General features: G+C 61.1%; 23 protein-coding genes and 2 pseudogenes. 15 read left to right on the forward strand and 10 right to left on the reverse strand.

What is annotated here, in order from left to right; translation table 11 throughout:
* The first annotated feature begins 133 nt into the window (after window positions 1–133).
* The 4 genes from HFO71_RS00065 to HFO71_RS00080 all read left to right on the forward strand — a co-directional run bounded on the left by HFO71_RS00065 (window position 134) and on the right by HFO71_RS00080 (window position 5,992).
* Window positions 134–1,045: an NAD(P)-dependent oxidoreductase gene (locus HFO71_RS00065; RefSeq protein ID WP_221987409.1), complete on the forward strand. Its 912-nt coding sequence runs from the start codon at window positions 134–136 to the stop codon at window positions 1,043–1,045.
* Complete coding sequence (locus HFO71_RS00070) at window positions 1,042–2,826, forward strand: IlvD/Edd family dehydratase (RefSeq protein ID WP_131639750.1); 1,785 nt, start codon at window positions 1,042–1,044, stop codon at window positions 2,824–2,826. Before HFO71_RS00065 ends, HFO71_RS00070 begins: the two co-directional genes overlap by 4 nt.
* 129 nt (window positions 2,827–2,955) lie before the next feature.
* Window positions 2,956–4,773 carry a putative bifunctional diguanylate cyclase/phosphodiesterase gene (locus HFO71_RS00075; protein ID WP_131707811.1) on the forward strand — a complete coding sequence of 606 codons (1,818 nt, stop codon included), beginning with the start codon at window positions 2,956–2,958 and terminating at the stop codon, window positions 4,771–4,773.
* 370 nt (window positions 4,774–5,143) lie between these two features.
* Window positions 5,144–5,992 (forward strand): GNAT family N-acetyltransferase, encoded by an 849-nt coding sequence (locus HFO71_RS00080; RefSeq protein WP_132613846.1) that lies wholly within the window; start codon window positions 5,144–5,146, stop codon window positions 5,990–5,992.
* A 25-nt stretch (window positions 5,993–6,017) separates the two neighbouring features.
* Here the strand turns inward: HFO71_RS00080 and HFO71_RS00085 are convergent, their stop codons facing one another.
* A complete protein-coding gene (locus HFO71_RS00085) occupies window positions 6,018–6,935 on the reverse strand; it encodes a DMT family transporter (protein WP_131639747.1) in 918 nt (305 codons plus the stop codon).
* Between the two features lie 191 nt (window positions 6,936–7,126).
* Between HFO71_RS00085 and HFO71_RS00090 the strand changes: the two genes are divergently transcribed.
* Complete coding sequence (locus HFO71_RS00090) at window positions 7,127–8,425, forward strand: adenylosuccinate synthase (protein WP_017961768.1); 1,299 nt, start codon at window positions 7,127–7,129, stop codon at window positions 8,423–8,425.
* 60 nt (window positions 8,426–8,485) lie between these two features.
* Window positions 8,486–11,032, forward strand: coding sequence for a RodZ family helix-turn-helix domain-containing protein (locus HFO71_RS00095; protein WP_221987410.1), 2,547 nt, complete (start codon window positions 8,486–8,488; stop codon window positions 11,030–11,032).
* Window positions 11,033–11,138: 106 nt separating this feature from the next.
* On the opposite strand, the gene rpoH is transcribed toward HFO71_RS00095, so the two are convergent.
* Complete coding sequence (gene rpoH / locus HFO71_RS00100) at window positions 11,139–12,047, reverse strand: RNA polymerase sigma factor RpoH (RefSeq protein WP_017961766.1); 909 nt, start codon at window positions 12,045–12,047, stop codon at window positions 11,139–11,141.
* A gap of 191 nt (window positions 12,048–12,238) precedes the next feature.
* Window positions 12,239–13,264 carry an RluA family pseudouridine synthase gene (locus HFO71_RS00105; protein WP_017961765.1) on the reverse strand — a complete coding sequence of 342 codons (1,026 nt, stop codon included), beginning with the start codon at window positions 13,262–13,264 and terminating at the stop codon, window positions 12,239–12,241.
* Between the two features lie 42 nt (window positions 13,265–13,306).
* Here HFO71_RS00105 and HFO71_RS00110 point away from each other — a divergent pair, with 42 nt between their 5' ends.
* Together HFO71_RS00110 and HFO71_RS00115 are read left to right on the forward strand one after the other, a co-directional pair.
* The gene (locus tag HFO71_RS00110; protein ID WP_221969818.1) at window positions 13,307–13,693 is read left to right on the forward strand and encodes a hypothetical protein; all 387 of its coding nucleotides are present in this window, start codon (window positions 13,307–13,309) and stop codon (window positions 13,691–13,693) included.
* Between the two features lie 7 nt (window positions 13,694–13,700).
* Window positions 13,701–14,525 (forward strand): TrmH family RNA methyltransferase, encoded by an 825-nt coding sequence (locus HFO71_RS00115; RefSeq protein WP_131665219.1) that lies wholly within the window; start codon window positions 13,701–13,703, stop codon window positions 14,523–14,525.
* Window positions 14,526–14,608: 83 nt separating this feature from the next.
* Here HFO71_RS00115 and HFO71_RS00120 read toward each other — a convergent pair whose 3' ends face one another.
* Together HFO71_RS00120 and HFO71_RS00125 are read right to left on the reverse strand one after the other, a co-directional pair.
* The gene (locus tag HFO71_RS00120) at window positions 14,609–15,775 is read right to left on the reverse strand and encodes a coiled-coil domain-containing protein (RefSeq protein WP_168284850.1); all 1,167 of its coding nucleotides are present in this window, start codon (window positions 15,773–15,775) and stop codon (window positions 14,609–14,611) included.
* A gap of 116 nt (window positions 15,776–15,891) precedes the next feature.
* Window positions 15,892–16,479 carry a DUF1134 domain-containing protein gene (locus tag HFO71_RS00125; protein WP_003542368.1) on the reverse strand — a complete coding sequence of 196 codons (588 nt, stop codon included), beginning with the start codon at window positions 16,477–16,479 and terminating at the stop codon, window positions 15,892–15,894.
* Window positions 16,480–16,673: 194 nt separating this feature from the next.
* Between HFO71_RS00125 and chpT the strand changes: the two genes are divergently transcribed.
* Together chpT and HFO71_RS00135 are read left to right on the forward strand one after the other, a co-directional pair.
* Window positions 16,674–17,321, forward strand: coding sequence for a histidine phosphotransferase ChpT (gene chpT / locus HFO71_RS00130; protein ID WP_003542366.1), 648 nt, complete (start codon window positions 16,674–16,676; stop codon window positions 17,319–17,321).
* 121 nt (window positions 17,322–17,442) lie between these two features.
* Window positions 17,443–17,805, forward strand: a complete 363-nt coding sequence (locus HFO71_RS00135; RefSeq protein WP_003542364.1) for a response regulator — start codon at window positions 17,443–17,445, stop codon at window positions 17,803–17,805.
* A gap of 235 nt (window positions 17,806–18,040) precedes the next feature.
* Here HFO71_RS00135 and ctrA read toward each other — a convergent pair whose 3' ends face one another.
* Window positions 18,041–18,742, reverse strand: a complete 702-nt coding sequence (gene ctrA, locus HFO71_RS00140) for a response regulator transcription factor CtrA (protein WP_003542362.1) — start codon at window positions 18,740–18,742, stop codon at window positions 18,041–18,043.
* Between the two features lie 436 nt (window positions 18,743–19,178).
* On the opposite strand from ctrA, the gene HFO71_RS00145 reads away from it, so the two are divergent.
* On the forward strand, window positions 19,179–19,529 hold the full coding sequence (locus HFO71_RS00145) for a hypothetical protein (protein ID WP_003542353.1): 351 nt from the start codon (window positions 19,179–19,181) through the stop codon (window positions 19,527–19,529).
* A gap of 205 nt (window positions 19,530–19,734) precedes the next feature.
* On the opposite strand, the gene HFO71_RS00150 is transcribed toward HFO71_RS00145, so the two are convergent.
* Window positions 19,735–20,013: a GNAT family N-acetyltransferase gene (locus HFO71_RS00150; RefSeq protein WP_221952561.1), complete on the reverse strand. Its 279-nt coding sequence runs from the start codon at window positions 20,011–20,013 to the stop codon at window positions 19,735–19,737.
* Window positions 20,014–20,068: 55 nt separating this feature from the next.
* On the opposite strand from HFO71_RS00150, the pseudogene HFO71_RS00155 reads away from it, so the two are divergent.
* Window positions 20,069–20,633 (forward strand): annotated as a pseudogene (locus HFO71_RS00155) (paraquat-inducible protein A).
* Window positions 20,634–20,656: 23 nt separating this feature from the next.
* On the opposite strand, the gene sciP reads toward HFO71_RS00155, so the two are convergent.
* Window positions 20,657–20,932 carry a CtrA inhibitor SciP gene (gene sciP, locus HFO71_RS00160; protein WP_007533628.1) on the reverse strand — a complete coding sequence of 92 codons (276 nt, stop codon included), beginning with the start codon at window positions 20,930–20,932 and terminating at the stop codon, window positions 20,657–20,659.
* A gap of 515 nt (window positions 20,933–21,447) precedes the next feature.
* Here sciP and HFO71_RS00165 point away from each other — a divergent pair.
* The gene (locus HFO71_RS00165; RefSeq protein WP_245006847.1) at window positions 21,448–21,906 is read left to right on the forward strand and encodes an autoinducer binding domain-containing protein; all 459 of its coding nucleotides are present in this window, start codon (window positions 21,448–21,450) and stop codon (window positions 21,904–21,906) included.
* Window positions 21,907–22,260: 354 nt separating this feature from the next.
* Window positions 22,261–22,412, forward strand: a pseudogene (locus HFO71_RS00170) (LuxR C-terminal-related transcriptional regulator); the annotation flags it as partial.
* Between the two features lie 130 nt (window positions 22,413–22,542).
* Here the strand turns inward: HFO71_RS00170 and HFO71_RS00175 are convergent.
* A complete protein-coding gene (locus HFO71_RS00175; RefSeq protein ID WP_026265403.1) occupies window positions 22,543–23,268 on the reverse strand; it encodes a sugar transferase in 726 nt (241 codons plus the stop codon).
* Window positions 23,269–23,907: 639 nt separating this feature from the next.
* Window positions 23,908–24,705: a 3'(2'),5'-bisphosphate nucleotidase CysQ gene (cysQ, locus tag HFO71_RS00180; protein ID WP_025395698.1), complete on the reverse strand. Its 798-nt coding sequence runs from the start codon at window positions 24,703–24,705 to the stop codon at window positions 23,908–23,910.
* 543 nt (window positions 24,706–25,248) lie between these two features.
* Here cysQ and HFO71_RS00185 point away from each other — a divergent pair.
* Entirely contained in the window at window positions 25,249–26,151 is a 903-nt protein-coding gene (locus HFO71_RS00185) for a branched-chain amino acid ABC transporter permease (RefSeq protein ID WP_003542342.1), read from the forward strand.
* Window position 26,152: the final 1 nt, after the last annotated feature.

Genomic DNA, 26,152 nt, shown 5'->3' on the forward strand with positions numbered 1-26,152 from the left:
CCGAAGCGTGCGCGGCCTTCGGACACACCATCCGCATCTAAGGACACGCCACAAAAATGCGTTACGTCCGTCAAAACGGTTGCAACGATGGGCGAGCGGACTATCAAAGACGGACAACAGTTGGGAGGACTGAATGACGAATTCGAGAAAAGGTCATGACGGCAGGCGGATCGCCTTTCTCGGCACCGGCCTGATGGGCGCGCCGATGGCTCGCCGGCTGCTTGGCGCGGGTTTTACCGTCACCGTCTGGAATCGCGATCCCGGCAAGGCCGAGCCGCTTGCGGGAGACGGTGCGGTCTGCGCTAAAACGCCTGATGATGCCGTCTCGGGCGCCAACGTTGTCATCACTATGCTCACCAACGCCGAGGCAGTGAAGGACGTGTTGTTCGACCGCGGAGCGGTCGATGCGATGACGGCTGGCACAACCGTCATCGACATGAGTTCGATCGCCCCGCATTTCGCCCGCGACCATTCGGCGAGGCTTGCCGACCGCGACATCCATCATGTCGATTCGCCGGTATCTGGCGGCGTCGTCGGCGCGGAAGCGGGTACGCTCGCGATCATGGCGGGCGGCGACAAGGACGTGATCGACGAGCTTGCAGATGTCTTTGCGCCGATGGGGCGCGTGACCCGCGTCGGTCCAAGCGGGGCGGGCCAGCTTGCCAAGCTTGCCAACCAGCAGATCGTCGCGGTGACGATCGGCGCCGTCGCCGAAGCGATGATGCTGATCGGAGCGGGCGGCGGCTCGCAGGCGGCCTTTCGGGACGCCATTCGCGGCGGCTTTGCCGAGAGCCGTATCCTTGAGCTGCACGGCAAGCGCATGGTCGAGCGGCAGTTTACGCCAGGCGGTTCGTCCAGCAACCAGCTCAAGGATCTGAACGCCGCCATGGAGACGGCCAAGACCCTGTCGTTGACGCTACCGCTGACTGCGGCGGTACATGCCGAATTCAGCGAATTCGTCGCCAATGGCAATGGCGAAAAGGATCACAGCGGCCTGCTCCTCCATCTCGAAGAGAAGAATGCCCGGCCGGGAGGAAAGAAGTGACAGACAGCCATTCGCCGAAGCGGCGCCTACGTTCGCAGGACTGGTTCGACAATCCCGATCATATCGACATGGCAGCGCTCTATCTCGAGCGCTTCATGAATTACGGCATCACGCCGGAAGAGCTGCGATCCGGCAAGCCGATCATCGGGATTGCCCAGAGCGGCAGTGATCTTACGCCCTGCAACAGGGTGCATATTGAGCTTGCCAAACGCGTGCGCGACGGCATTCGCGATGCCGGCGGCATTCCGATCGAGTTTCCGACACATCCGATCTTCGAGAATTGCAAGCGCCCGACAGCCGCACTCGACCGCAATCTCGCCTATCTCGGCCTCGTCGAAATCCTCTACGGCTATCCGCTCGACGGCGTCGTACTGACCACCGGCTGCGACAAGACCACGCCTTCGGCGATCATGGCGGCTTCGACGGTCGATATTCCGGCGATCGTGCTCTCCGGCGGCCCGATGCTCGACGGCTGGCACGAGGGGGAGCTGGCGGGCTCCGGCACGGTGATCTGGCGGATGCGACGGAAATATGCGGCAGGCGAGATCGATCGGGAGGAGTTCCTGCAGGCGGCGCTCGATTCTGCGCCTTCCGTCGGCCACTGCAATACCATGGGCACCGCTTCGACGATGAATGCGCTGGCCGAGGCGCTCGGCCTTTCGCTGACCGGCTGTGGCGCCATTCCGGCCGCTTACCGCGAACGCGGCCAGATGGCCTACCGCACCGGGCGGCGCGCCGTCGAAATCGTGTTCGAGGATCTGAAGCCGTCGGATATCCTGACGCGCGAGGCTTTCCTGAATGCGATCCGCACCAATTCGGCGATCGGCGGCTCGACCAATGCGCAGCCGCATCTGGCCGCGATGGCGAAGCACGCCGGCGTCGAACTCTATCCCGACGACTGGCAGGTGCATGGTTTCGATATCCCGCTGCTGGCCAATGTTCAGCCGGCGGGCGCCTATCTCGGCGAGCGCTTTCATCGCGCCGGCGGCACGCCGGCGATCATGTGGGAACTGCTGCAGGCCGGAAAGCTCGATGGCAATTGTCGCACGGTAACGGGCAGGACGATGGCCGAAAACCTGGAAGGCAAGGAAGCGCGCGACCGCGAGGTCATCACGCCGTTCGCTGAGCCGCTGAAGGAGCGGGCGGGCTTCCTCGTTCTCAAGGGCAATCTCTTCGATTTCGCGATCATGAAGATGAGCGTTGTCTCGGAGGATTTCCGGAGGCGTTATCTTGAGGAGCCCGGGCGCGAAGGCGTGTTCGAGGGCAAGGCGGTGGTCTTCGACGGTTCCGAGGACTATCATAAGCGCATCAACGATCCCGAACTCGGCATCGACGAAAATACCATCCTCGTCATCCGCGGCGCCGGGCCGATCGGCTGGCCGGGTTCGGCTGAGGTCGTCAACATGCAGCCGCCGGACCATCTGCTGAAGCGCGGCATCCGCAGCCTGCCGACGATCGGCGATGGCCGCCAATCGGGCACGGCGGACAGTCCATCGATCCTCAACGCCTCTCCGGAAAGCGCCGCCGGCGGCGGCCTCGCCTGGCTTCGTACCGGCGATATCATCCGCATCGACTTCAACCACGGGCGCTGCGACATGTTGGTCGAGGACGCCGAGATCGAACGGCGCAAGGGCGATGGCATCCCGCCAGTGCCGGCGGATGCGACGCCGTGGCAGCAGATCTACCGCCGCTCGGTGACGCAATTGTCGGACGGCGCGGTGCTGGAGGGAGCGACGGAATTCCGCCAGATTGCGAAAAACCCGCCGCGGCACAATCACTGACCCGAAGGTGCCGCAGACTGCAAGTCCCTTGATCCAAAAGGGGAAGTCGTAACGAACGATTCACCTAGTCACTAGTTCGGTCATCAGGACAAGGCTTCATTAATGCCGGCTTGAGACCATATTGCCGTTATGCAAGCTTCTAAGGCTGGGACCGCGTTGCCAGAGAAAAAAGCCACACGATCCGAACACGAGTTTCAGGATCTTCTGCGTCGGCTCGAACTCGCTCTCGATGCATCCCGGATCGGTGTCTGGGAGCATAGCATCGAGCAGGGCGGGATCTTGTGGGATGCGCAGATGCATCGTCTCTACGAGACCGGCGAGACCTGCCGGCTGGTGCCGGCATCGCTTTGGTCGAATGCCATCCATCCCGATGATCGCGAGCGGGCCGAACGCGACTTCGAGCAGGCGATCGGGACGCGCGGCGCCTATGACTCACAATTCCGGATCGTATTGCCGAGCGGCGAAATCCGCCATCTACGTTCGCGCGCCCATTTCTATGTTGATGCGGAGGGTCTGCCCTCCTTCATCGGCGCCGAATGGGACGTGACGGCCGACGTCCTGCTCAACGCGGAACTCGCGCGGCAGAAGGTGGTGGCCGAGGCGAGGGCGCTGGCGCTGGAAGAAAGCAATGCGCGCATCGAGCATGTCGCCGATCACGACTATCTCACCGGCTTGCCGAACCGGCGCCTTCTCGATAAGCGGCTGGCGGAACTGCCGGCCGACAAAAGCATCACGACGCTTGGCGTGCTGCATCTCGACCTCGACCAGTTCAAGCAGATCAACGACAGCCACGGTCATGCGGCAGGCGATGCCGTGCTCAGGGCTGCGGCCCTTCGCATCACTGCCGCCATTCCTGCGAATGGCATGGTCGCCCGTGTCGGCGGCGATGAATTCGTCATCGTGCTGGTCAATTTCACCGATCTCACTGAGCTGAAGCAGATCACCGAGGATCTCCAGCGCCGGCTGCGGAAGAAGATCCGCTTCGGCCAGGAGATGTTGCAGTCCGGCGCCTCGATCGGCGTTTCCTGGAGCGGCGACCGGCGGGCGCGCAACCTGCTTGCCGAATCCGACCTGGCGCTCTACCAGGCCAAGAAGCTCGGGCGCAACCGCGCCGAATTCTTCACACGGCAATTGCAGGAGGATCTGCGCTCCAAGCGTCGCCTCGCCGAAGAGCTGAAGCTCGGGCTGGAGCGCGGCGAGATCCTTCCCTATTATCAGGTGCAGCTCGACGCCCGGACGCGGGAGGTCATCGGCTTCGAGGCGCTGGCGCGCTGGAAACATCCCGGAAAGGGCGTGCTCGCCCCCGGCATATTCCTGAAGATCGCCGACGAGCACGGACTTGCGGCGGAGATCGACGCGGCGATCCTCAAAAGCGTTCTCGAAGACCGGCTGTTCTGGCTGTTGCACGGCCTTGCAGTTCCGCGCATCGCCGTCAATATCTCGGCGTCGCGCCTTGCCGATCCGGCGTTGCTCGACAAGCTGAGGAAACTCGATATCCCGCCCGGCGTGATCGTCTTCGAACTGGTCGAAACGATTTTCCTCGACGACAGCGACGAAAAACTGCTCGCTCATATCGGCGACATCAAACAGATGGGCATCGACATCGAGATCGACGACTTCGGATCGGGCCATGCCTCGCTGATTGGTCTCGTCAAGCTGCGGCCGAAGCGGCTGAAGATCGACCGGCAGCTCGTCACCGAGGTCGTCACCTCCGCCGAGCAGCGGCGCGTGGTGGGGTCGATCGTGGAAATCGCCAAGGCACTCGATGTCGAGGTGATCGCCGAGGGTATCGAGACCGAGGCGCATGCCGTCGTGCTGGCGCAGCTCGGCTGCGACGGCCTGCAGGGTTATGCGTTCGGTTATCCCGCACCGGCGGCCGAGACAGACCGTCTTTTCTCATCGATGACGGGCCGAATCGAAAAGCAGAAGGCCGCGATGGGCAGTTGAACGGCCGGTGATCCTTCCGCGGGCGACTGTCGTCGCTCCCGGTTTTTTGCCGCGTCGCGGAAGTGATTTCGGACGGACGCTTCTCTCGTCTTTCAAATTGGCAGGGCGGCATCTTTTCGGCGCGGCTTTTTATTCGCATCGGCTGGAAGATAATTGAGGCCCAAGTAATTTTCTTGAGCTTGCAACGGCATTGTTTCATGGTAATGCGGAAACGAAGCTTTCTGTATTGCATCGAAAAATGATTATACGCGTCGTCAAGTCCATGAGCGCGGCTCTCCATCGTTCGCAGGTGCAATCGGGAGCCGGGGCCTGACAATTGCTTTGCCGTTGCCGGGATGGACTTGCGGGACATTCAATCTGGGAAAGTTGCATGAATTCTGAATTTGCCGTTCGTTCGATGCGGCCCGGCGAACTGGAACTCGTGCTCGAATGGGCGCGTCAGGAAGGCTGGAACCCTGGTCTCGACGATTCGCTTGCATTCAACGAGGCTGATCCGTCGGGATTTTTCGTCGGCTCCATCGGTGAAGTCCCCGTCGGCTCGATCTCAGTCGTCAAATATGGCGATACTTTCGCCTTCCTGGGCCTCTACATCGTCCATCCCGATTTTCGTGGCAAGGGTTACGGCAAGGCGATCTGGGCGGCGGGCATTGCCAGCGCGGGAGACCGCTCGATAGGTCTCGACGGCGTCGCCGCACAGCAGGACAACTACCGCAAGGCCGGCTTCGAACCCGCCTATTCCACCATTCGCTATGGCGGTGTCGCTACTTCCTTGCCTGCCTCGACGCTTGTCGCGCAACCGGTGCTGGATTCACGCCTCGAAGGCCTGCAGCGATATGATTCGTCGATCTTTCCGCAGCCGCGGGATGCCTTTCTCGCCGCCTGGTGCACCGCCCGCAAGGGCCGTCGTTCGGCGGTGGTGCGCAAGAGCCATAAGATCCGCGGTTACGGCACGATCCGCCGCTGCTACGAGGGCTACAAGATCGGCCCGCTCTTTGCCAACGATGCCGATAGCGCCGCGGCGCTGCTTGCCGAATTGATCCCCGAGGCGAAAGGGGCTGCGGTCTTCATCGACATTCCCGCAGAGAACCACGAGGCGGTCGCGCTTGCCGAAGGCATCGGCCTTCAACCGGTATTCGAGACGACACGCATGTATCGCGGACCGGCGCCGGCCATCCCGCTAAAGCACGTCTTCGGCGTGACGACGCTGGAGCTTGGTTAAAGCCTTTCCTGACCAGGAAAAGGTTTTAATCCACGGGTGAGGCGGGCACGGTCGGCGACGAAGCTTTCGGACGGCCCCTTTCGGCGATCGCGATGCCGCCCAAGGTCAGTACCAGTGCGATCACATGGAAAGACTGCAGCCTCTCGCCGATCAGGGCGACGGAAAGCAGCGTTCCGAACACCGGCACGAGATTGATGAAGAGGCCGGCCCGGTTGGCGCCGATTGCCACGACGCCCTTGATATAGAGGATCTGCGCCACCAGCGAGGGGAAGATCGCCGTGTAGAGAGTGATGACCCAGCCCGCCTGGTCCGGCCACTGCGCGGCACCCCGGCCGGCTTCCCAGAGGAGCAGCGGCAGCGAGGTCAGCATGGCGCCGAGCGCCGGGACCGCCATCAGCGTGCGCCAGTCGAGCGGCGGCTTCCAGCGCAGGAAGATCGTGTAGACCGAGTAGGCGGCAATGGCGATCAGCATCAGCCCGTCGCCGCGGTTGAGGCTGAGTTGCAGCAGCGTTGCGAGGTCGCCATGCGCGGCGGTCAGAGCGACGCCAATCAGCGTCATCCCGAAGCCGAGACATTGTGCCAGCGAGATGCCGGTACGGAAGAACATGAAATTCAGCAGGAAGATCAGCATCGGGATGCCGGCCTGCTCGATGGCGACGTTGATCGCTGTCGTATATTGCACGGCCGAATAAAGCATGGCGTTGAAGAGGGTGTAGCCGATGACACCGTAAAAGAGGAGCAGCGGCAGGTTCTTCCTGACTACCGGCCAGTCCTTCCGCAACTGCGGGACTGAAATCAGGGCGATCATCGCCACGGCGAGGAACCAGCGCAGGAAGGTTAGCATCATCGGGCTGATATGCCCGAGCGCGAGTTTGCCGGCGACGGAGTTGCCGCCCCAGCAGAGGGTGGCGATAACGAGGCAGATATAGGCCGTGGCTTGCAAGAGCGTTCTTCCCGTCTTTCCGCGATCGCCGAGCGGCGTTTTGTGACGGGAAATAGCCTGTCGGCTGCTGATTTGTCACGTAAAAAGCCCAATCTACTGTGACAACAGGGTCGCTTTCCAAAAAACAAAGCTTTATAGATGCGCGGGTTTGAGCAGGTGCGCGGTTTCGCGCCGGTAACAGGAAGAGTTGGATGACGAACGTAGTCGTGGTCGGTTCGCAATGGGGTGACGAAGGCAAGGGCAAGATTGTCGACTGGCTTTCGGAGCGTGCGGATATCGTTGTGCGCTATCAGGGCGGACACAATGCCGGCCATACGCTCGTCATCGACGGCACCAGCTATAAGCTCTCGCTGCTGCCGTCCGGCGTCGTGCGCCCGGGCAAGATGGCCGTCATCGGCAACGGCGTCGTCGTCGATCCGCATGCGTTGATCGCCGAGATCGGCCGGCTGGAGGCGCAGGGCGTGACGGTTACGCCTGACAATCTGCGCATTGCAGACAATGCGACGCTCATTCTTTCGCTGCACCGCGAGCTCGACGCGATGCGCGAGGATGCGGCGTCGAACAGCGGCACCAAGATCGGCACGACGCGCCGCGGCATCGGCCCGGCCTATGAAGACAAGGTCGGCCGCCGCGCCATTCGCGTCATGGATCTTGCCGATCTCGAGAGTCTTTCCGGCAAGGTCGACCGTATTCTGACGCATCACAATGCGCTTCGCCGCGGCCTTGGCGTTGCCGAAGTCAGCCACCAGGCGATCATGGACGAACTGACCTCGATCGCCGATCGGGTACTGCCTTTCCGTGATACGGTCTGGCTCTTCCTCGACAAGGAGCGCCGCAAGGGTGCTCGCATCCTTTTTGAAGGCGCGCAGGGCAGCCTGCTCGATATCGATCACGGCACCTATCCCTTCGTGACCTCCTCGAACACGGTGGCCGGCCAGGCGGCAGCCGGTTCCGGCATGGGACCCGGCTCGCTCGGTTACATTCTTGGCATCACCAAGGCCTATACGACGCGCGTCGGCGAAGGCCCGTTCCCGACCGAGCTCACCGACGAAATTGGCCAGTTCTTGGGCGAGAAGGGGCATGAATTTGGTACTGTGACGGGGCGTAAGCGCCGCTGCGGCTGGTTCGACGCCGCACTCGTACGCCAGTCGGTCGCCACCAACGGCATCACGGGCATTGCGCTCACCAAGCTCGACGTGCTCGACGGGCTCGAGGAATTGAAGATCTGCGTCGGCTACATGCTCGACGGCGAACAGATTGATCATCTTCCCGCAAGCCAGGGAGCGCAAGCTAGGGTCGAACCGATCTACGTCACCCTGGAGGGATGGAAGGAATCGACCGTTGGCGCCCGCAGTTGGGCGGATCTGCCGGCACAGGCGATCAAATATGTTCGCCAGGTCGAAGAGCTGATCGGGGCACCCGTCGCGCTCCTTTCCACCAGTCCGGAGCGGGATGACACGATACTTGTGACCGATCCGTTTGAGGATTAAGCTCACGGGTCACTGTGGAGGATGGTTCGGTAGAGTGCCGGACTTCTTGAGAAAGTACTGATGGCGGATTTTATTGCAGTCATTCGGCGGGCCGTCGACGGCCTGGCTGAAAATACCCCCGAGATGCGGGTGAAGGTCTACGAACGTGCCCGTGGCGCAGTGCAGCGGCAGCTCGAGAACATGAAGCCGCGTCCGCCGGAAGCCATGCTGCAACGCCAGCTCGAAAAGCTCGAGGCTGCCATCCGCGAAGTGGAAGGCGAACACTCCGAGGCGATGCCGCTCGAAGAGCCGGTTGCGGCCGTCGCCGCGGCGGAATCCTTCGAAGAACAAGCGGTTCCCGACGAAAGCGAACCGGCGCCCGAGACGGCTGTCGAGGAACCGGTCGACGAAGCCTATGCGGAACCGCAGGCGGCCGAGGCCGCCGACGAGCCTGATCATGTGGAAGCCGCCGCGCCGGAGGAGGCTGAGGAAGAGGCCGCCACGGAGGAGCCTCTTTCCCAGGAAACGCTCGTTTCCCCTGAAACATCCGTTCCGGCGGAAACCACTGTTCCCGCGGAAACCACTGTTTCCGCCGAGACATCGGTTTCGCCTGAAACATCCGGTCCGGCCGAGACATACTGGCATCCCTCGCAGGAGGAGGAAGCGCCGGCCGAGGAATGGCATGCCAGCGAGGCGCGCGACGTCGCTGCCGAAGACGTGCCGGCCGAACATGACGGCTGGGAAGCGCCAGCCTCCGAGCATCGCGACGAGCAAGCCGACGAAGACCGTACCGACGAGCAGCATTCCCTGGAAGCCGACGAGATCGCGGACGAACCAGCGGCGGTGGAAAGCGAGGAGCCGGGGGCCGAGGAGGCTTACGAGCCCGACGAGCCGTTGCCGCCGATCACCCGCGGCATAGACCACGCATCCAACCGCCTGGTGGAGCCGGTCGCCGATTTTGATCGTCCGCATGAGTTCGTCGAGCACAGCCGCGAGGAGCCGTTGCAGGCCGAAGCTGCGGCGCATTTCGACCCCGTCTGGACCGAGCCCGTTGCCGAAACGCCGGCTCCGGCGCCCAAGGATGCGGAGACCGAATGGGCGGAAGAGGAACTCCGGCAATATTCGGAGACGGCGCCGGCGCCGATTACCGCCGATGCCTCGGCGCGCGCCTTCGAGGAGGTGATATCGAGCCTCGAAAAAGTGGCACCCGCCGCCGTCATGCCGGCCGCCAAGGAAAGTTTTTCCTGGGAGACGGCCGCCTTCGACGATCTGCCGCCGATCGAGGCCGGCAACAATAAGAAGACGCCGGTTGCCTCTCATTTCGACGATGTCGATATCTTCGCCGAAGTGCACAACGGCAAGCCGGCGCCTGCTAGCGGCGCGCCGAGCGAGGACTGGCGCGAGGCGAAGGCGCTGCGCGGCTACGACCGCCGCGGCTCTGTCGCCGCTGATGACGATGACGCCAATCCGTCGATGGATATCGATCAGATTGTCGCCTCCAAGCTGCAGGGCAAGAGCTTCCGTATGGAGCCGAAGCGCCGCCGCTTCGGCATCGGCACCGTGATCACGCTCATCTTCGCACTCATCCTGATCGGTGGCGGCGCCTATGCCGGCTGGACGAACAGAGAGGCGCTGGTGGCGATGGTCGACGGGCTCGTCAGCTCGGCACCGTCGCAGGCGACCAGGAACGAGGCGGCAACGCCGCCGGATAGCTCAACGACACCTGCCCAGCCGAGCGCGGTGACGCCAGCCCAGCCAACCACACCAGGAGCGCAAAATACTCCAGCGGCGCCGGCGCAGCCGAACCCGCAGGTAGCGTCAGTGAACAATGACGGCGCTGCGGCCAATTCGAAATTCACCCAGCGGCTGCTGACCGATGGAACCGAGGTCGACAGTGGCCCGGCGACGGTGCCGGGAACGCCGACTGCGGAAGGAAAGTCGGTCGCCGAACAGAATGTCGCGGCAGCCGATACGCCGCCTGCCAGCGCGCAGGGCGATGCGGCACCCGCCGACACGCGGACGCCGAACGGCCCCGTGGCATCGCCGCCGCAGACCGCGCCCGTCGGTTCGTCGCAAAAGATGTTCCTCTATGAGGAGCGCATCGGCCAGAGCTCGCCGACGGCGATCGAGGGATCGGTTGTCTGGAGCGTGCAGCACGAGGCTGGCCAGGATGGCCGGCAGGAGGCGACGGTGCAGGGCAATGTCACGGTTCCCGAGCGCAATCTCTCGGCTCTCGTCACCTTCAAGCGCAATTCCGATCCGTCGCTGCCGGCAAGCCATCTCGTCGAGATCGTCTTCTCGGTGCCGCCGAATTTCGAAGGCGGCAGCATCGACAGCGTCCAGCGCATTTCGATGAAGCGCACGGAGCAGGACCGCGGTGACGCGCTGATCGCGGTTCCGGCCAAGATCACCGACGACTTCCACATGATCGCGCTCAACGACTACCCTGATGCGCGCAAGGCCAATCTCGACCTGATGTCGACCCGCAACTGGATCGATATTCCGATCACCTACCGCAACGGCCGCCGCGCGCTGCTAACGATGGAAAAGGGCGGTGCGGGAACGGACGCCTTCAATACCGCGATCAAGGAATGGACTGCGCTCGGAGATGTGTCGACGAGCCAGTGACGGTTTCCCGATCTTGGCGTGATGCCGAGGCTGCGGACAAAGATGAATGAAAAAGAAAAGGCGGGCCGTAAGGACCCGCCTTCTTCAATTGTATCACGCGACAGGCTTATGCCGTGGCTTCGACGACCCGGACGGCCTTGGCGCGTTCCAGGGCTTCCTTGCGGACGGCGTCCTGCACCTTTTCGAAGGCGCGCACCTCGATCTGGCGAACGCGTTCGCGACTGATGTCGAATTCAGTCGAAAGGTCTTCCAGGGTCACTGGATCCTCGGCGAGGCGGCGAGCCTCGAAGATGCGGCGTTCGCGCTCGTTCAGCACGCTCATCGCCTTCGCCAGCATGCGCCGGCGGGTTTCGAGTTCATCCTGTTCGATCAGCACGTCTTCCTGGCTGTCGTGGTCATCCACCAGCCAATCCTGCCATTGGCCGCCGTCACCTTCGGCTGCCTTGATCGGCGCGTTCAGCGAGGCGTCGCCGGAGAGGCGGCGGTTCATCGAAATAACCTCCTCCTCCGAGACGTTCAGCTTGGTGGCGATCTCCGAGACGTGCTCCGGCTTCAGGTCGCCGTCATCGATTGCCTGGATGCGGCCCTTCAGCCGGCGCAGGTTGAAGAACAGGCGCTTCTGGTTGGCGGTCGTGCCCATCTTCACCAGCGACCACGAACGCAGGATATATTCCTGGATCGAGGCCTTGATCCACCACATCGCGTAGGTGGCGAGGCGGAAGCCGCGCTCGGCATCGAACTTCTTGACGGCCTGCATCAGGCCGACATTGCCTTCGGATACGACTTCGCCGATCGGCAGGCCGTAGCCGCGATAGCCCATCGCGATCTTCGCAACGAGGCGAAGGTGGCTGGTGACGAGCTTGTGGGCAGCATCGCGGTCGCCATGCTCGGCATAACGCTTGGCGAGCATGTATTCCTGCTGCGGCTCCAGCATCGGGAACTTGCGGATTTCGTCGAGGTAACGATTGAGACCGGCTTCACCGGCGGTAATGGACGGCAAGGTATTTCGGGCCATAGTGCACCCTCCTAAAGTGAATTCCGGTTCCCGATGGAAACGCATGCTCGCGTTAAAAAAAGGCAAACCGGGACGTGCGGCTCTACTGCGAGCCCGCACTAAGTCAATATACAGATAAGTGTGGCGAAACAGCGGTTCAAGGTGCCGCTCACGCAGGTGTGAGTTGGGCAGGCGGCATTCGGAGCCCGGCTTTATCGCCGCAGCGCGTCGACCAGTTCGACCATATCATCCGGCAGCGGCACCTCGAAATGCATGATTTCACCGGTGCGCGGATGCTCGAACTGCAGCATGAAGGCATGCAGCGCCTGGCGGCCGAAGCCGTTGACGACCTTGCGGATCTCTTCGGGCAGGAGATTGGCCTTGGTCTTGAAGCCGGCACCGTAAACCGTGTCGCCGAGCAGCGGATGGCCGATATGGGCCATGTGGACACGGATCTGGTGGGTGCGCCCGGTTTCGAGGTGGCACTCGACCAGCGAGGCGAACGCGGTCGCGTCCGGCTTCTCATGGAAGCGCTCGATTACCTGGTAATGCGTGATCGCCTCGTCGGCGTCCTGACTGTCGGGGCGTTTGACGGCGCGGCGCGTGCGGTCGCCGGTGGCGCGGCCAAGCGGCGCGTCGACCGTGCCCGACAGCGTGCGGGGCCGGCCCCAGACGATTGCCTGATAGGCCCGCTCGAGCGGCATGGTGCGGCCATGGTCGGCAAATTGCAGCGACAGGTGGCGATGGGCAATGTCGTTCTTGGCGACGACCATGACGCCTGTCGTGTCCTTGTCGAGACGGTGGACGATGCCAGGGCGGCGCACGCCGCCGATGCCGGAAAGTGTATCGCTGCAATGGTGGATCAGCGCGTTGACCAGCGTCCCCGTCCAGTTGCCGGCGCCGGGATGGACGACGAGACCGGAAGGTTTGGAGATGACGATGACGTCGTCGTCCTCATGGAGGATATCGAGCGGGATGTCCTCGCCCTGCGGCGTCGGGTCTTCCGGCTCGGGCAGCGTGAGTTCGAAACTGTCGCCGGTGCGCACCTTGCGCTGCGGGTCGGTGACGGGTTCGCCGCGCAGAAAAACCTGGCCGTCCTTGATCAGCGCCTTGATGCGGCTGCGCGAAAATTCCTCGCCGACCTGCGCCGTCAGCCAGGCGTCCAACCGGCCTTCGGCAGTTTCATCGGCGGTCAGGACTTTTCTATTGCCGGCTGCTTGTTTAAAGGGGTCGCTCAAGACGCTTCTTCTCCGACGTATTTTTTAGAACGGGACGCACAGATGACAGCAATCGAGCCAGACGACCAGGAAGAGAAGCCCCTTGATCCGGCGATGGAAAATATCCGGCGCAAGATGGTCCGCCTGCAGATCGTTTCCGGCGCCATCATGTTCGTGAGCCTTATGGCGGTCTTCGGCGCGGTTGTCTACAAGGTGATGCACAGCGAGCCGAAGGAGACGGCGTCCGCTGTTACCGCCTCCGGCGTGCCCTCGGATGCGCCGCTTGCGGCAACCGTTTCCCTGCCGCTCGGCTTCAAGGTGCAGTCCACTTCGTTTTCGGCAGGGCAGCTTCTGTTCTACGGCGAAACGGTCGAGGGCAGGAACAAGGCGCTGGTCTACGACCTCAGGACCGGCCGCACCGTCGCCGACGTCACTGTTACGGGCAATTGAGGCCGGCATGGCCGCCGTCCCGATCGACATCGACAGCGCCGACGATCCGCGCGTCGCTGAATTCCGCGAGATCCGCGAGCGCGACCTGACAGGCCGAGAGAACCGCTTCATCGCCGAAGGCACCGTCGTGCTGCGCATGCTCGCCGAGGCGCATGCGGCAGGCCGCGGCTTTCTCGCCGAGAAGATCCTGCTGCTGCGCAACCGCGTCGAAGGCGTCCTGCCCATCCTGGAGCGGTTTCCGGCCGATGTGCCGGTCTATGTCGCCGGGGCGGATGTGCTCGATAGCGTCGTCGGTTTCCATCTGCATCGCGGTGTTCTCGCGCTCGGCCGGCGACAGGACCGTGGGGAGGCGGCACTTCTCGACGCGCTGCCGGAACGGGCGCTGGTGCTCGTCGGCTGCGGCATTTCCAATCACGACAATGCCGGCTCGATGTTCCGCAATGCGGCCGCCTTCCGGGCGGATGCGGTGCTGCTCGACGAAACCTCCTGTGATCCACTCTACCGCAAGGCTCTGCGTGTCTCGGTCGGTTCGGTGCTGAGCGTTCCACACCGCCGCGGCGGCAAGGCGCTCGATGTGCTCGTGGCGCTTGCCGAACGGGGCTTTGCCATCTGGACGCTTTCACCGCACGGCAAGACCGATATCCGCGCCATTCCGGCCTCGACGCGCATGGCGCTCGTCGTCGGCACCGAGGGCGAGGGGTTGCCGGAGGCGCTGCTTGCGCGGTTCCAGAGCGCGCGCATTCCACAGTCGGAGGAACTCGACAGCCTCAATGCCGCGACGGCGACGGGGATTGCGTTGTTTTCGATGGCCTCGGCGATGGGCCGGGTCTAACGCATATCCCTCTCAAATCGGAATCGATTTTCAGGGTTCTGCGTCAAGTCAAACATGATGGTCAAACATGCGCGCCGCGCGTCCTATCGGACGCTCGGGGGATCGGCGAGGATCGCGGCTGCCCTGTCGGCAAGATTGACACGATCGTTGGGTCTCTTTTCCGCACCTTCGACGAGCAGCGCGCGGATCGGCGAGGAGGGACCCTCGTTCAGGGCAGTCAGCGCCACCATATTGGCGGCGATCGAGGCGATCTCCTCGCGGATCGCACCATCGCGTCCGGCTACGGCCTTTGCCTTTTGCAGGCGCTCGGCCAGGGCGGCGCTGCGTTTACGGACATCCTCGCCCATCTCAGCCGTGACGACAGCGGTGTCGAGCGTCGATGTGGTCGTGTCTTCGGCCGTCATTTCCGCCGGCAGCTCCGCGACCATCCCGGCAAGGCCAGCGTCGCGCAGCACCCGGTTGACCTTGCGGATCTCGGCGTTGGCGGTCTTCAACTGCTCCTTCAACCTGGCGATCTCCTGCTGGCGGCGAGCGACCAGGGTTTCCTTTTCGATGGCGGAAGCGCTCTCGCGCGCGGCCTTATCTTCCAGGCGGATCACCATATGCTGCTGCTGCGTCAGTTTCTGTTCGGCATCCTTGGCGCGCTTCTGCAGCAAGCTGACGTCCTGGCGCAGCGTGTCGCGTTCGTCGCGCAGCGCGTTGACGCGGAATTTCAGGCTCTCCGCCTCGGTCTCGCGCGCGGCCAGGTCTATTCGCAGCCCATCGGCCTGTTCACCGAGTTTGCTCAGCCGCGTCCTCATCGTCGCCAGTTCGCTCTCCTTGTTGGCAGCGGACTGCTCGGCAATATGCAGATTGGTCTTCAACTGGCTGATATAGTTCTCGTCCTTGCGCAGATGCGAGCGCTGGTCGGCCGCCTCGACATGCATCTCGCCGATCTGGGCCTGCAATTCGCCGATCTCGGCGGCAAGCCTGCCGGCATCGACGGCGAGGGCGTCGTGGCGAAGCTGGAACGACAGGGATTTCTCGCGCTCACGCAGAAGGTCCTGGGTGGTGCGGGCGTTTTCGGCGGCATAGAGCGCGCGCACCATGTCTTTCTGGGCGCGGACCTCCTGCGGGCTCAGCGGCATCGTCGCTTTCAGCCTGTTCTCCGTATACCAGACGATGCGGCGGTGAACGGCGGGCGAGACCAGAAAGACAAGGAAGGCCGCGGTCAGGAAGCCCAATCCGAACAAGAGAGCATATTCGATCACGGCGCGGCCATCGGTAAGAAGGTTGATACGAGGTCAGCCGCGATGATTAAGCACGCGTGACGCGCATGGCAAGGCCGCCGGTGGGGACGGCGGCAGATTCCAGCGGCTTTGAGGCCTCAGAAGGGGTTCCAGGTCGGCGCCTGGGTGATTTTGAGATAGCCGACATTGACGCCGAGGCGAGCACCGACGCCGGTGCGGATCGGCACGACCAGCACGTCGTTGTTCTTGAGCAGCGTCATGCCGAAGCCGGCGATCACATAGGCCGAGCCGCTGACACCGCCGAAGCGGGCATAGATGCCGTTGACGGAGGGCAGGTCGTAGACCAGCATCATTACGCGTGAGCCCTGGCCGCCGTAATCGAGGCCGAGCGAGGGGCCCTGCCAGTAGAGATTATGTTCGCCGGCGTTCTTGGTGTTCAGCTGGCCTTCGCCATAGGTAAGGCCGGCGATGAAGGCGCCGCCGCCTTCCTGTCCGAGGATATAGCCGTTCGGCAGGCCGTATTTCTGGAAGGCACTCTCGACCACTTTGGCAAGTCCGCCGCTGGCGGAGCCGAAGAAGGAGTGGCCGGCGTCGACGATTTCCTGCATCGTGTACTGGCCGTTGTCCTGGGCGGCAGCCGGCCCGGCAACCATCAGCGAGGAGAAGATGAGGGCCGAAAGTAACCTGCAGAAGCCGATGAATCGGTGCGGAAATTGAGGGCGCATGGTGTCATCCGTTCGTCGTTTGGCTGAGAGCGGGCAACCGCTCGCGGCGATTGGTGCATTTTGCGCCGATGATCTTAACAATCGGTTTACCAAATATGGTGTCATTATGGCACCGAGTACGATCGCAAACTTCGCGCAATTTTGATGAAGCATATTCCGGGCGCAATGAAATTGCCGCCCATCAGGAGACAATGATGTCCAAGAACCCCAATCTCACCCTGTCCGGCCCGGATCTGGCGGCGCTTCTTTGCAGCCGCGTTTGCCACGATGTCATCTCGCCGGTCGGCGCGATCAATAACGGGCTGGAGCTCCTGGATGAAGGCGGCGCCGATGCCGATGCGATGGACCTGATCCGCACCAGCGCGCTCAATGCTTCCGTCCGCCTGAAGTTCGCACGTCTCGCCTTCGGCGCGTCGGGTTCCGTCGGCGCCTCGATCGACACCGGCGAGGCCGAGCGTGCAGCCAAGGATTTCGCCGTCGCCGAAAAGAAGACCGAGGTGATCTGGAACGGACCGCGCGCCATCGTCGCCAAGAACCGTGTCAAGCTGCTGCTCAACCTCTTCCTCGTTGCCTATTCCGCCATTCCGCGCGGCGGCGTGCTCGAGGTAACGCTCGAAAATCCCGAGTTCGATGCGAAGTTCAAGCTCACGTCCAAAGGCAAACTGATGCGCCTGCCGCCGAAGTTCGTCGAGATATCGACCGGCACTATCGAGGAAGCGATCGATGCCCATTCGATCCAGCCCTATTACACCGTGCTTCTGGCGCAGGAGTGCGGAATGACGCTTGATCACAGCGCCAGCGCCGACGAACTGGTGTTCACGGCAGTGGCTGCGGCGGCCTGATTCCGGAGCGCGGACCTGTGTCTGCGCCCCGTCCGGTAACGATTCGTTAGTCTGATGGACCTATTCTCCAGGGTTGTAAGAGGCCTCTTGCTGCGACGAATGCGGGGGCAAAGGAGCGCCCATGCAAAGGTTCATGATCACCGATAATTCGGACATCGTCCGCAAGGTCGGCAAGCGCATTCTCTCCGAACTCGACTTTCTCGTCAGCGAGGCCTCCAACGCCGGCGAGGCGCTGCAGCGCTGCCAGGCGGAGCTGCCGGAATATCTGATCGTCGATTCCGGCATGGAAGGCGCCCTCGACCTCATCGCTGCCATCCGTGCCATGGAGGGCGGCAAAGAGGTCAAGATCTATTACTGCGTCGTCGAGGCGGATCTGAAGAAACTGATGGCGGGCAAACGGGCCGGGGCCACCGACTTCCTGTTGAAGCCGTTCGATCGCAAGATCCTGACCGCCGTTTTCGGAAACCGCGCGATCGCCGCCTGACAGGCAGATCTCTTTCCGCCGATATCGGCATCACTGGAGCATGATGCCGCTTGCAAGCGGTTTCGGCGACCCCACGTTATTTCCTTGATCGAAATACAGAGGATTTCAGGCCGATCCAGCCTGAGATCATGTGCTGCGAGGCGGATTCTTATTGCTATTACCGTAGGCAGAAACGAAAAATCCCGCCGAAAAGGCGGGATCTTCGTTTATCCGATAAGGGGGATCGGAAAAAATATCAGGCGGTTTCGGCGTATTCGGCACCATCCGGCTCGCGAAGAACGTAACCACGGCCCCAGACGGTCTCGATGTAGTTGGCGCCGCCGGCAGCGTTGGCGAGCTTCTTGCGGAGCTTGCAGATGAAGACGTCGATGATCTTCAGTTCCGGCTCGTCCATGCCGCCGTAGAGGTGGTTCAGGAACATTTCCTTGGTGAGGGTGGTGCCCTTGCGGAGCGAAAGCAGCTCCAGCATCTGATATTCCTTGCCCGTCAGGTGGACGCGCTGGCCGCCGACTTCGACCGTCTTGGCATCGAGGTTGACGATCAACTCGCCGGTCATGATGACCGACTGGGCGTGTCCCTTGGAGCGGCGGACGATGGCGTGGATGCGGGCGACGAGCTCGTCCTTGTGGAACGGCTTGGTCATGTAGTCGTCAGCGCCGAAACCGAGGCCGCGAACCTTGTCTTCGATGCCGGCCATGCCCGACAGAATAAGGATGGGCGTCTTGACCTTGGACAGCCGGAGAGTGCGAAGCACTTCATATCCGGACATGTCGGGCAGGTTCAGATCGAGAAGGATGATATCATAATCATACAGCTTGCCCAGATCGACGCCTTCTTCACCGAGATCGGTGGTATAAACATTAAAACTCTCTGATTTAAGCATCAACTCGATGCTCTGCGCCGTCGCGCTGTCATCCTCGATTAGAAGTACCCGCATAATTATCCCCTTTACCGCCGCCGAAAGGTGGTCTGGCCCCCTACACGATACCGAACACGCTACGTGATTTGAAAGCTGCCACGAAATGGTTAACAAATTCTAATTCACTCTGGCAAGGAGTATCGAATTTATTAAACAATTTTTCCATTTCTCTGTTTTCCAATAGGAATCTCAAAAAGGTGCTCCTCAACTTTAACATTAGGAAACAGCGCTAAGTGATTCATCCGACTCGCCAATGAAAAGGTTCGAACTTCATGCCTCGGCATTTACCGACCCTTAAATCATAGGGCCTATCATTAACGATGCCCGTAAACGAAAGGTTACCAGCGGTAGGTATTTGTTAATATCGCGGGAAATTTTTTAGCAAACCGTGTCAAAGCGGCGCGCAGGGCGGTTTCAAGTTGAGCCGGGGTCTCGCATCACGGGAGTAATGCGTATGAAGTCGCGAGAAAGTCTCGTTCGCCTGAAGGAATTTCAGGTGAACGAAAAACGACGTCAGTTGCAGCAGTTGCAGATGATGATGTCCGAATTCGAACGGATGACGAAGGATCTGGAGAGCCAGATCGTCGTCGAGGAAAAGAAGTCCGGTATTTCCGACCCGAATCACTTTGCTTATCCGACCTTCGCCAAGGCCGCGCGTCAGCGGGCCGACAACCTGCAGGTTTCGATCAAGGAACTGAAGATGCAGGAAGAGACGCTGGAAATGGCGCTCGAGGAGATGCAAGCGGAATATGCAAGGGCCACAGCGCTGGAAGAGCGTGACGGCGGCGCCAGAGCAAGGGCGTAAGAGAAACGGCTGGGTGCCGGCTTCGGCGCCCTGGGATCGCCACTGAGAAGCCATGTATGATGGGCGCGCTGTCCGTTATACATGGCTTTTGGTGTTTGCCTTATGGCGTCGCTCCCACCGGAAACGAGATTCGTCCCCCGCAGGGACGATTTATTTTATGCGTGTCCTTGTCCCAAACCCGCTGTGCGTTTTTGGGCGACATGCATTAATTCACGACATCCTTCCATTCCGGATGGCGTTGCGCCTGCGCCTTGAAGAACGGGCAGAGCGGGATGATCTTCCAGCCGCCGCTGCGGGCTGCCTCCACGGCGTGGAGCGCCAGCGCCTGGCCGACACCTTTACCGCGCAGCGAATCGGGAACGGCCGTGTGATCGATGATGACCAGCTTCGGCGATGTGCGTGAATAGGTCATTTCCGCCTCGTGCCCTTCGACCTCGGCCGCATAGCGGCCGCCGGAGACGCCTTCCTCACTTCGAATGTCCATTGTCTTTCCTCATAACCGATATTGTCGTAGCGGACCGTGACATGGCGGCGCGGTCGTGCCAAGCCGTGGAGGCAATACAGGCAGGAGACAGAGTGTTCATGCAAAATGTCGGATCGATGAGAGGTTCAGGGCAATGAATGCGCTTTCGATGGCTCGCCCCGTGCTTCTCGTGGCTGCGCCGTTCTTCCTGGCGCTCGGCCTCGTCTTGCCGCTGGTCCGTTTCGAGGCGCTGTATTTCTTCGACGAAACGCCGTCGCTCATCGAAATCATCGTCTCGCTCTGGCAAGGCGGGGACGGGCTACTGGCGGCAATCGTCGCCCTGGTTTCGATCCTGCTCCCGTTTCTGAAGATGATCGGCATCACCGTGGAGGCGATGGGGATCACCGCAGAAGCGACGGCCGCCGGAAGTGGGGCCGGCAGCCTGTTCTATCGTCGCGTCGTACCGCATCTGTCCAAGTGGTCGATGATGGATGCGCTGCTCGTCGCGATCGTCATTGCGGCGGAAGACGACGGGGCTGGCGGATGCCTTCACGCAGCCCGGCCTCTGGTGCTACGCGGCCTCGTCAATGATTTCGGGCCTTCTTCATTCCCTCATGGGAGATGCGTCCGGCCCGAAATAAATGTCGTCGATGCTGGGGTGTGATCAGTGACGATATTGCTGAATGCGCGTGGTGCGCAGGCCGGCAAGACCGTGGCTGTTGATCGACGACTGCCAGGACAGGAATTCTTCGACCGTGAGCGTGTAACGCTCGCAGGCCTCTTCCAAGCTCAACAAGCCACCGCGGACAGCCGCGACAACCTCTGCCTTCCGGCGAATCACCCAGCGCCGCGTATTGGGCGGCGGAAGATCCGCGATCGTCAGGGGGCTGCCATCGGGGCCGATGACATATTTTACTCGGGGACGTATCATTTCGGTCATTGGACTCTCTACACAACGCAAGACCACGAGCCCCACTCTAGCGTGCCACATTTAAAAATTGCCTAAACCCATCGTAAGACTTTGATAACAAATTTAGACGCCCGCCCTGGCTGGTGATGTAGGGCGGCTGCCTGCCGCTAGGTCAATTTGTAGCGCCTGCATGGGAGCCATGCGGAATAAATATTAGCTGATTTCCCGGGACGATCTTATAAGGGGCGGCAGCATAAGAATGAGCGCAAGACTTCGTCTCCGTTCTTCCCGCTGTATCAGTCCAGTTCGTGTTTTTGATGCTTCGTATCCTCGGGATGCGGGCAGAAACCGTCTTTGCTGATGCCCCGGCGCGAAGTTTTCGCCGCCGGCAGCGAGTTCGAGCCGAAGCTGGCCATACGAGGATATGAAGTTGAAAGAGACGGGAGCGCGCAGTCGGCGACTGCGCTGAGGGTGTTGCATTTTCGCCTTCGCAGGCCGATGGCGCCGGGGTTTCGGCCGACGACGGCAAGGAACAGCTCGACGCGATGGCGAAGCTTGCGGGCTTCGATTTCTATCTGCTCTCGGCTTTCCCGCGGGGCGACCGCACAGCTTTCACCGAAAACCGGTTGATCAGCAATTGGCCGCAAAGCCTTGTCGGCTTTTACGAGGCTGCCGATCTCTTCTATTGCAGTAGACTGGTGACCGCGATGAAGCGGACAATCGTGCCGATCTTCTGCGAGGAGGGGTCGTTTGCGGGCAGCGCCGCCAATCAGGAAAACCGCAAACTCAACGCGCTCTTTCAAATGCACGGGATGAAGAATACCTTCGCCTTCACGCTGCACGACGCTGACCTGAAACAATACATCTTCGCCTTCTCAGGCGGCTGTCCTATGCCCACGCGAGAGCAGGCGATGGCGCTGCTCGACGGCTCCATGGAGGATGGCCCGTTAGAGTCGCTCACCCGGCGCGAAATCGAATGCCTGCGACGCTGCCTGATTCCTTAAATCGGAATCGATTTAGAGCCTTTCCTGGTCAGCTTGAAGCATTCTGTTGGCTCAAACGGAGTCGGATGGTCGACCGGCCGGCGCGCGTCGTAGCCAAGCTCTACGGCCAAGCCGGCCGGTCGATCAGCCGGCCCGTTTCAGCCAACCCGAAGGGCCGGGCATCTTTCCGCCAGGACAAAGGCGATCGGCTCGGACGTACCAAGAGGTATGCCCTTCGCCAATCGCCTTTGCCCTGACGAAAACCTGCTCCGGCAGAATGCTTCAATCTAACCCGGAAAGGCTCTAAGGAATCAGGCAGCAATTCAAAGTGCTACAGCGTCCTTTGCGCGTCTAAAAAGACGCGCAGCGCTGTAGTCGGCGGCCGGCAAGAGCAGCGACGAGATCGCGATCATTCTCGATCTCTCGGCAATACGGTGGTGGGTTATCTGAAGGGCGCGATGCGCAAGCTCGATTCGGTCAGCCGCATGCAGGCGGTCGCCGGAGCATTCCGGTACCGGCTGCTCTGAGGCAGCCGGCCCTTCTCACAAAGCTAAAGCTGGGAAGCATGTAGCGCAAAATGTGCATCGCTTTTTGTGCGACATGCGCAAAAACAAAGACTAAAGCGCGAGCAGCGAATCTGAAAGATCGCGACGCGCTTTAGAAGCCTTTTCCGCGGGTCAGCTCCGACACGATGGTTCCGAAAATGATGCGCATGTCCATCAAGATCGAAAAATTCCCGACGTAGTAGAGATCGCTGGCGATACGGGCGCGCGCCTTGGCCGGACGATCGGTCGGACCGCGCAGGCCGCGCATCTGGGCAAGACCCGTCATGCCGGGGCGCATCGCATGGCGCTGATGGTATTCCGGTACGAGCTCTTCGTAGAGCACGCCGCCGGCGCGCATGCCGATCGCATGGCAGCGCGGGCCGACGACCGACATGTGGCCCAGCAGTACGTTCAGCAGTTGCGGCAACTCATCGACATTCGTGCGGCGCAGAATGGCACCGACGCGAGTGACGCGCGGATCGTTCATCACCGTCTGGGCAACGCCGGAGACGTCGCAGAGGTCGGTGCGCATGGAACGGAACTTGTAGACCTTGATGGCCTTGCAGTTCTTGCCCCAGCGGGTCTGCTTGAAGAGCACCGGCCCTGGGCTGTCGATCTTGATCAGCAGGGCGACGAACAGAAGGAAAGGGGCGAGGACGAGGAGGGCGCTCAACGACGAAACAATGTCGAACGCCCGCTTCAGGACCAAATCCACCAACGGCGCCTGCGGCGCATCGCTGTGGATAACAGGGGTCTGAATCTTCAGGCTCGGCTGCTGGCGGCGGCTCGGCCGGAAGGACTCTGTCGAAATGCTGTTGTTTAATTCCGTGATGCTCAAGGATCGTACTCTGTTGTCTTCGAGGGGGCGCGGCGGCAATAGGCGATCAATGGTTAACCCTGTCACCAGGGCTGCACTTAGGTCTTGGTAACCCTACTAAAACGGAAAAATGCGACAATTGTGTAATGGTGTCCAGAGAAATATCGCATCGCAACAAATCTTTCGCATCTGCGTTAAGTTGAGGCAAACTCATGATATTTCGTTAATAGTTGGAATTTCGTCAAGGTTTTTAGGACTTTGGCGAGGGTTTGCGCGGGCTGGCGACGCGCCGTTTCGGCACGTGACCCAGGTCTCTTAACTGTATTTCTTAAGGGAACACGAGGCGAAATTTCTCTGATGAAGATATCGATCATCCTAGAAGCCGTGTCAAAATGTGACAGAATCAAGGCAGGCTTGGTGAAGCGATAGCGTCTGGAAAAGATGCAGACGACGAGTTTACGGCCAGAATCAGTTGGTGAGACCCGATCGCGCGAATCACTCCACAGCTCGAAATGGACATGCTTCCAGACACGCAGGGGGGGAGGTTATTTGGCGGGCAAAGAGACGGCCCGCTCAGGGGGGCGTTTGTCGGAGATCGCGGATTGGCGGCGAGGCAAAGGATTGCGCGGCCTGCCGGTATTCAGCGATATCCGCGGGTGATCACGCCGGTTCGAGGACGCGTTTCCTGCCACCCCAGGAGATGAAGTTCGGGTTGGCGAAGTCGAAATCGGCCGCCGTTCCCGTCTTGCCGTAGGTCAGCGGCATTCCGTCCAGCGTCACTGTCGAACCGCCGGCGGCACGCAGCACCGCATCACCGGCCGCGGTGTCCCATTCCATCGTGCGGGTGAAACGCGGATAGACGTCGGCCTTGCCTTCGGCGAGCAGGCAGAACTTCAGAGAGGAACCGATATTGGTGCATTTGAAGATCGCGTGGTCGGCGAGGAAGCTCCCGGTCTCCGGGCTGTTGTGGCGAAGGCTTGCAAGCGCCAGCCTGTCGTCCGGCTGTTCGCGCACCGTGATTGCGCTGCGTGCGCCAACCGTGAAATCGTCCATGACGACGAGCCTTTCGGCGTGGCCGCGTTCTCCAGAGAAAGCAAGCCCCAGCGCCGGCGCATAGACGATGCCGGCCACCGGGGCGCCGTTCTCGATATAGGCGATGTTGACGGTGAATTCCTGCCGTCCGTCGACGAATTCACGGGTGCCGTCGAGAGGGTCGACCAGGAAGAAGCCTCGCCCGGCAATGTCGGGCACTTTTCCGGCGGCGACCGATTCTTCCGCCACGACTGGTATTTCGGGATAATCTCTGGCGAGATGAGCGAGGATGATGCGTTCGGCCTCCTCGTCGGCGACCGTGACCGGACTTGCATCCGCCTTCATGGCGACAGGGAAGCCTTCGCGCAAGACCGTGATGATGGCCTTGCCGGCTTCGAGCGCCGCCTTTTCAAATGTCCTCAGCATTGTCCTTTTGCCGTTCGCCACGCGGCGAGCACCCCGCTGTCGCTCGTCCGCAAACCATCCCTGTCACAACCAGATACGCAAGTTAATATGGTGTTCCCCGTCGTGCTCCGCATCCCTCAATACGCAGCCTGATGATGCTACCATAAGTTTTCAGCCTTGTCAGACGAAGATGCGGCATCGCTGGTGAAATGGCATTCGTCAAAGGGGCTGCCTTGGGGTCTGAATTTGCTCCATCTTCCAATTCTGTGGAATAGCTTACGCAGCAAGCAGTGCAGGAAATCGACGGCGATATCTCCGGATGGTTAACCCAGTTGTAGTTTCTGGCTAAAAATAGGCCCCGCTCTGCCGTTTTTCTGTGGATTTTGGTTCAAAACGCGCCATTTAGGCCTGTTCTGACAAGAATCTGTCGGAGTAAATCCTTTTTGTCTTCACATTTCCAACGAAACCGCTATGCATTCGGCCTATGAGGTTCCCTGAAACGGGGAACCAAAGAACCAAAAAGAGATGCAGCATGTTTCGCTCGCATCCAGGGGAAAACGACATATGGAGTATTTCGTCCAGCAGCTCTTAAACGGGCTGACGCTCGGATCCATCTATGGCCTTGTGGCTATTGGCTATACGATGGTTTACGGCATTATCGGCATGATCAATTTCGCCCATGGCGACATCTTCATGCTCGGTGGCTTCGCCGCTCTTATCGTCTTCCTCGTCCTCACATCCATCTTCGCAGGTCTCCCGGTGGCCGTTCTGCTGCTGGTGATGCTTGTCGTTGCGATGCTGATGACGAGTTTGTGGAATTGGACGATCGAGCGCGTGGCATACCGGCCCCTGCGCGGGTCCTTCCGCCTGGCGCCGCTGATTACTGCGATCGGCATGTCGATCACGCTGTCCAACTTCATCCAGGTGACGCAGGGTCCACGCAACAAGCCGATCCCGCCGATGGTGAGCTCGGTCTACCAGTTCGGCAACATCTCGGTGTCGCTGAAGCAGATCATCATCATCGTGATCACCGCAGTGCTGCTGACGATCTTCTGGTACATCGTCAATCGTACGGCACTCGGCCGTGCCCAGCGCGCCACTGAGCAGGATCGCAAGATGGCCGCGCTGCTCGGCGTCAACGTCGACCAGACGATCTCCATCACTTTCGTTATGGGTGCGGCACTCGCAGCGGTCGCCGGCACGATGTACCTGATGTATTATGGCGTTGCCTCGTTTAACGACGGCTTCACGCCTGGTGTGAAGGCCTTCACGGCAGCCGTTCTCGGCGGTATCGGTTCGTTGCCCGGCGCCGTCTTCGGCGGCCTCCTTATCGGCCTTATCGAGTCGCTGTGGTCGGCATACTTCACCATCGCCTACAAGGACGTCGCGACCTTTGCGATCCTGGCTTTCGTGTTGATCTTCAAGCCGACCGGCATCCTCGGGCGGCCGGAAGTCGAGAAGGTATAAC

Origin of the sequence: Rhizobium laguerreae (assembly GCF_019778565.1) — a bacterium.
Taxonomy (GTDB): domain Bacteria; phylum Pseudomonadota; class Alphaproteobacteria; order Rhizobiales; family Rhizobiaceae; genus Rhizobium; species Rhizobium laguerreae.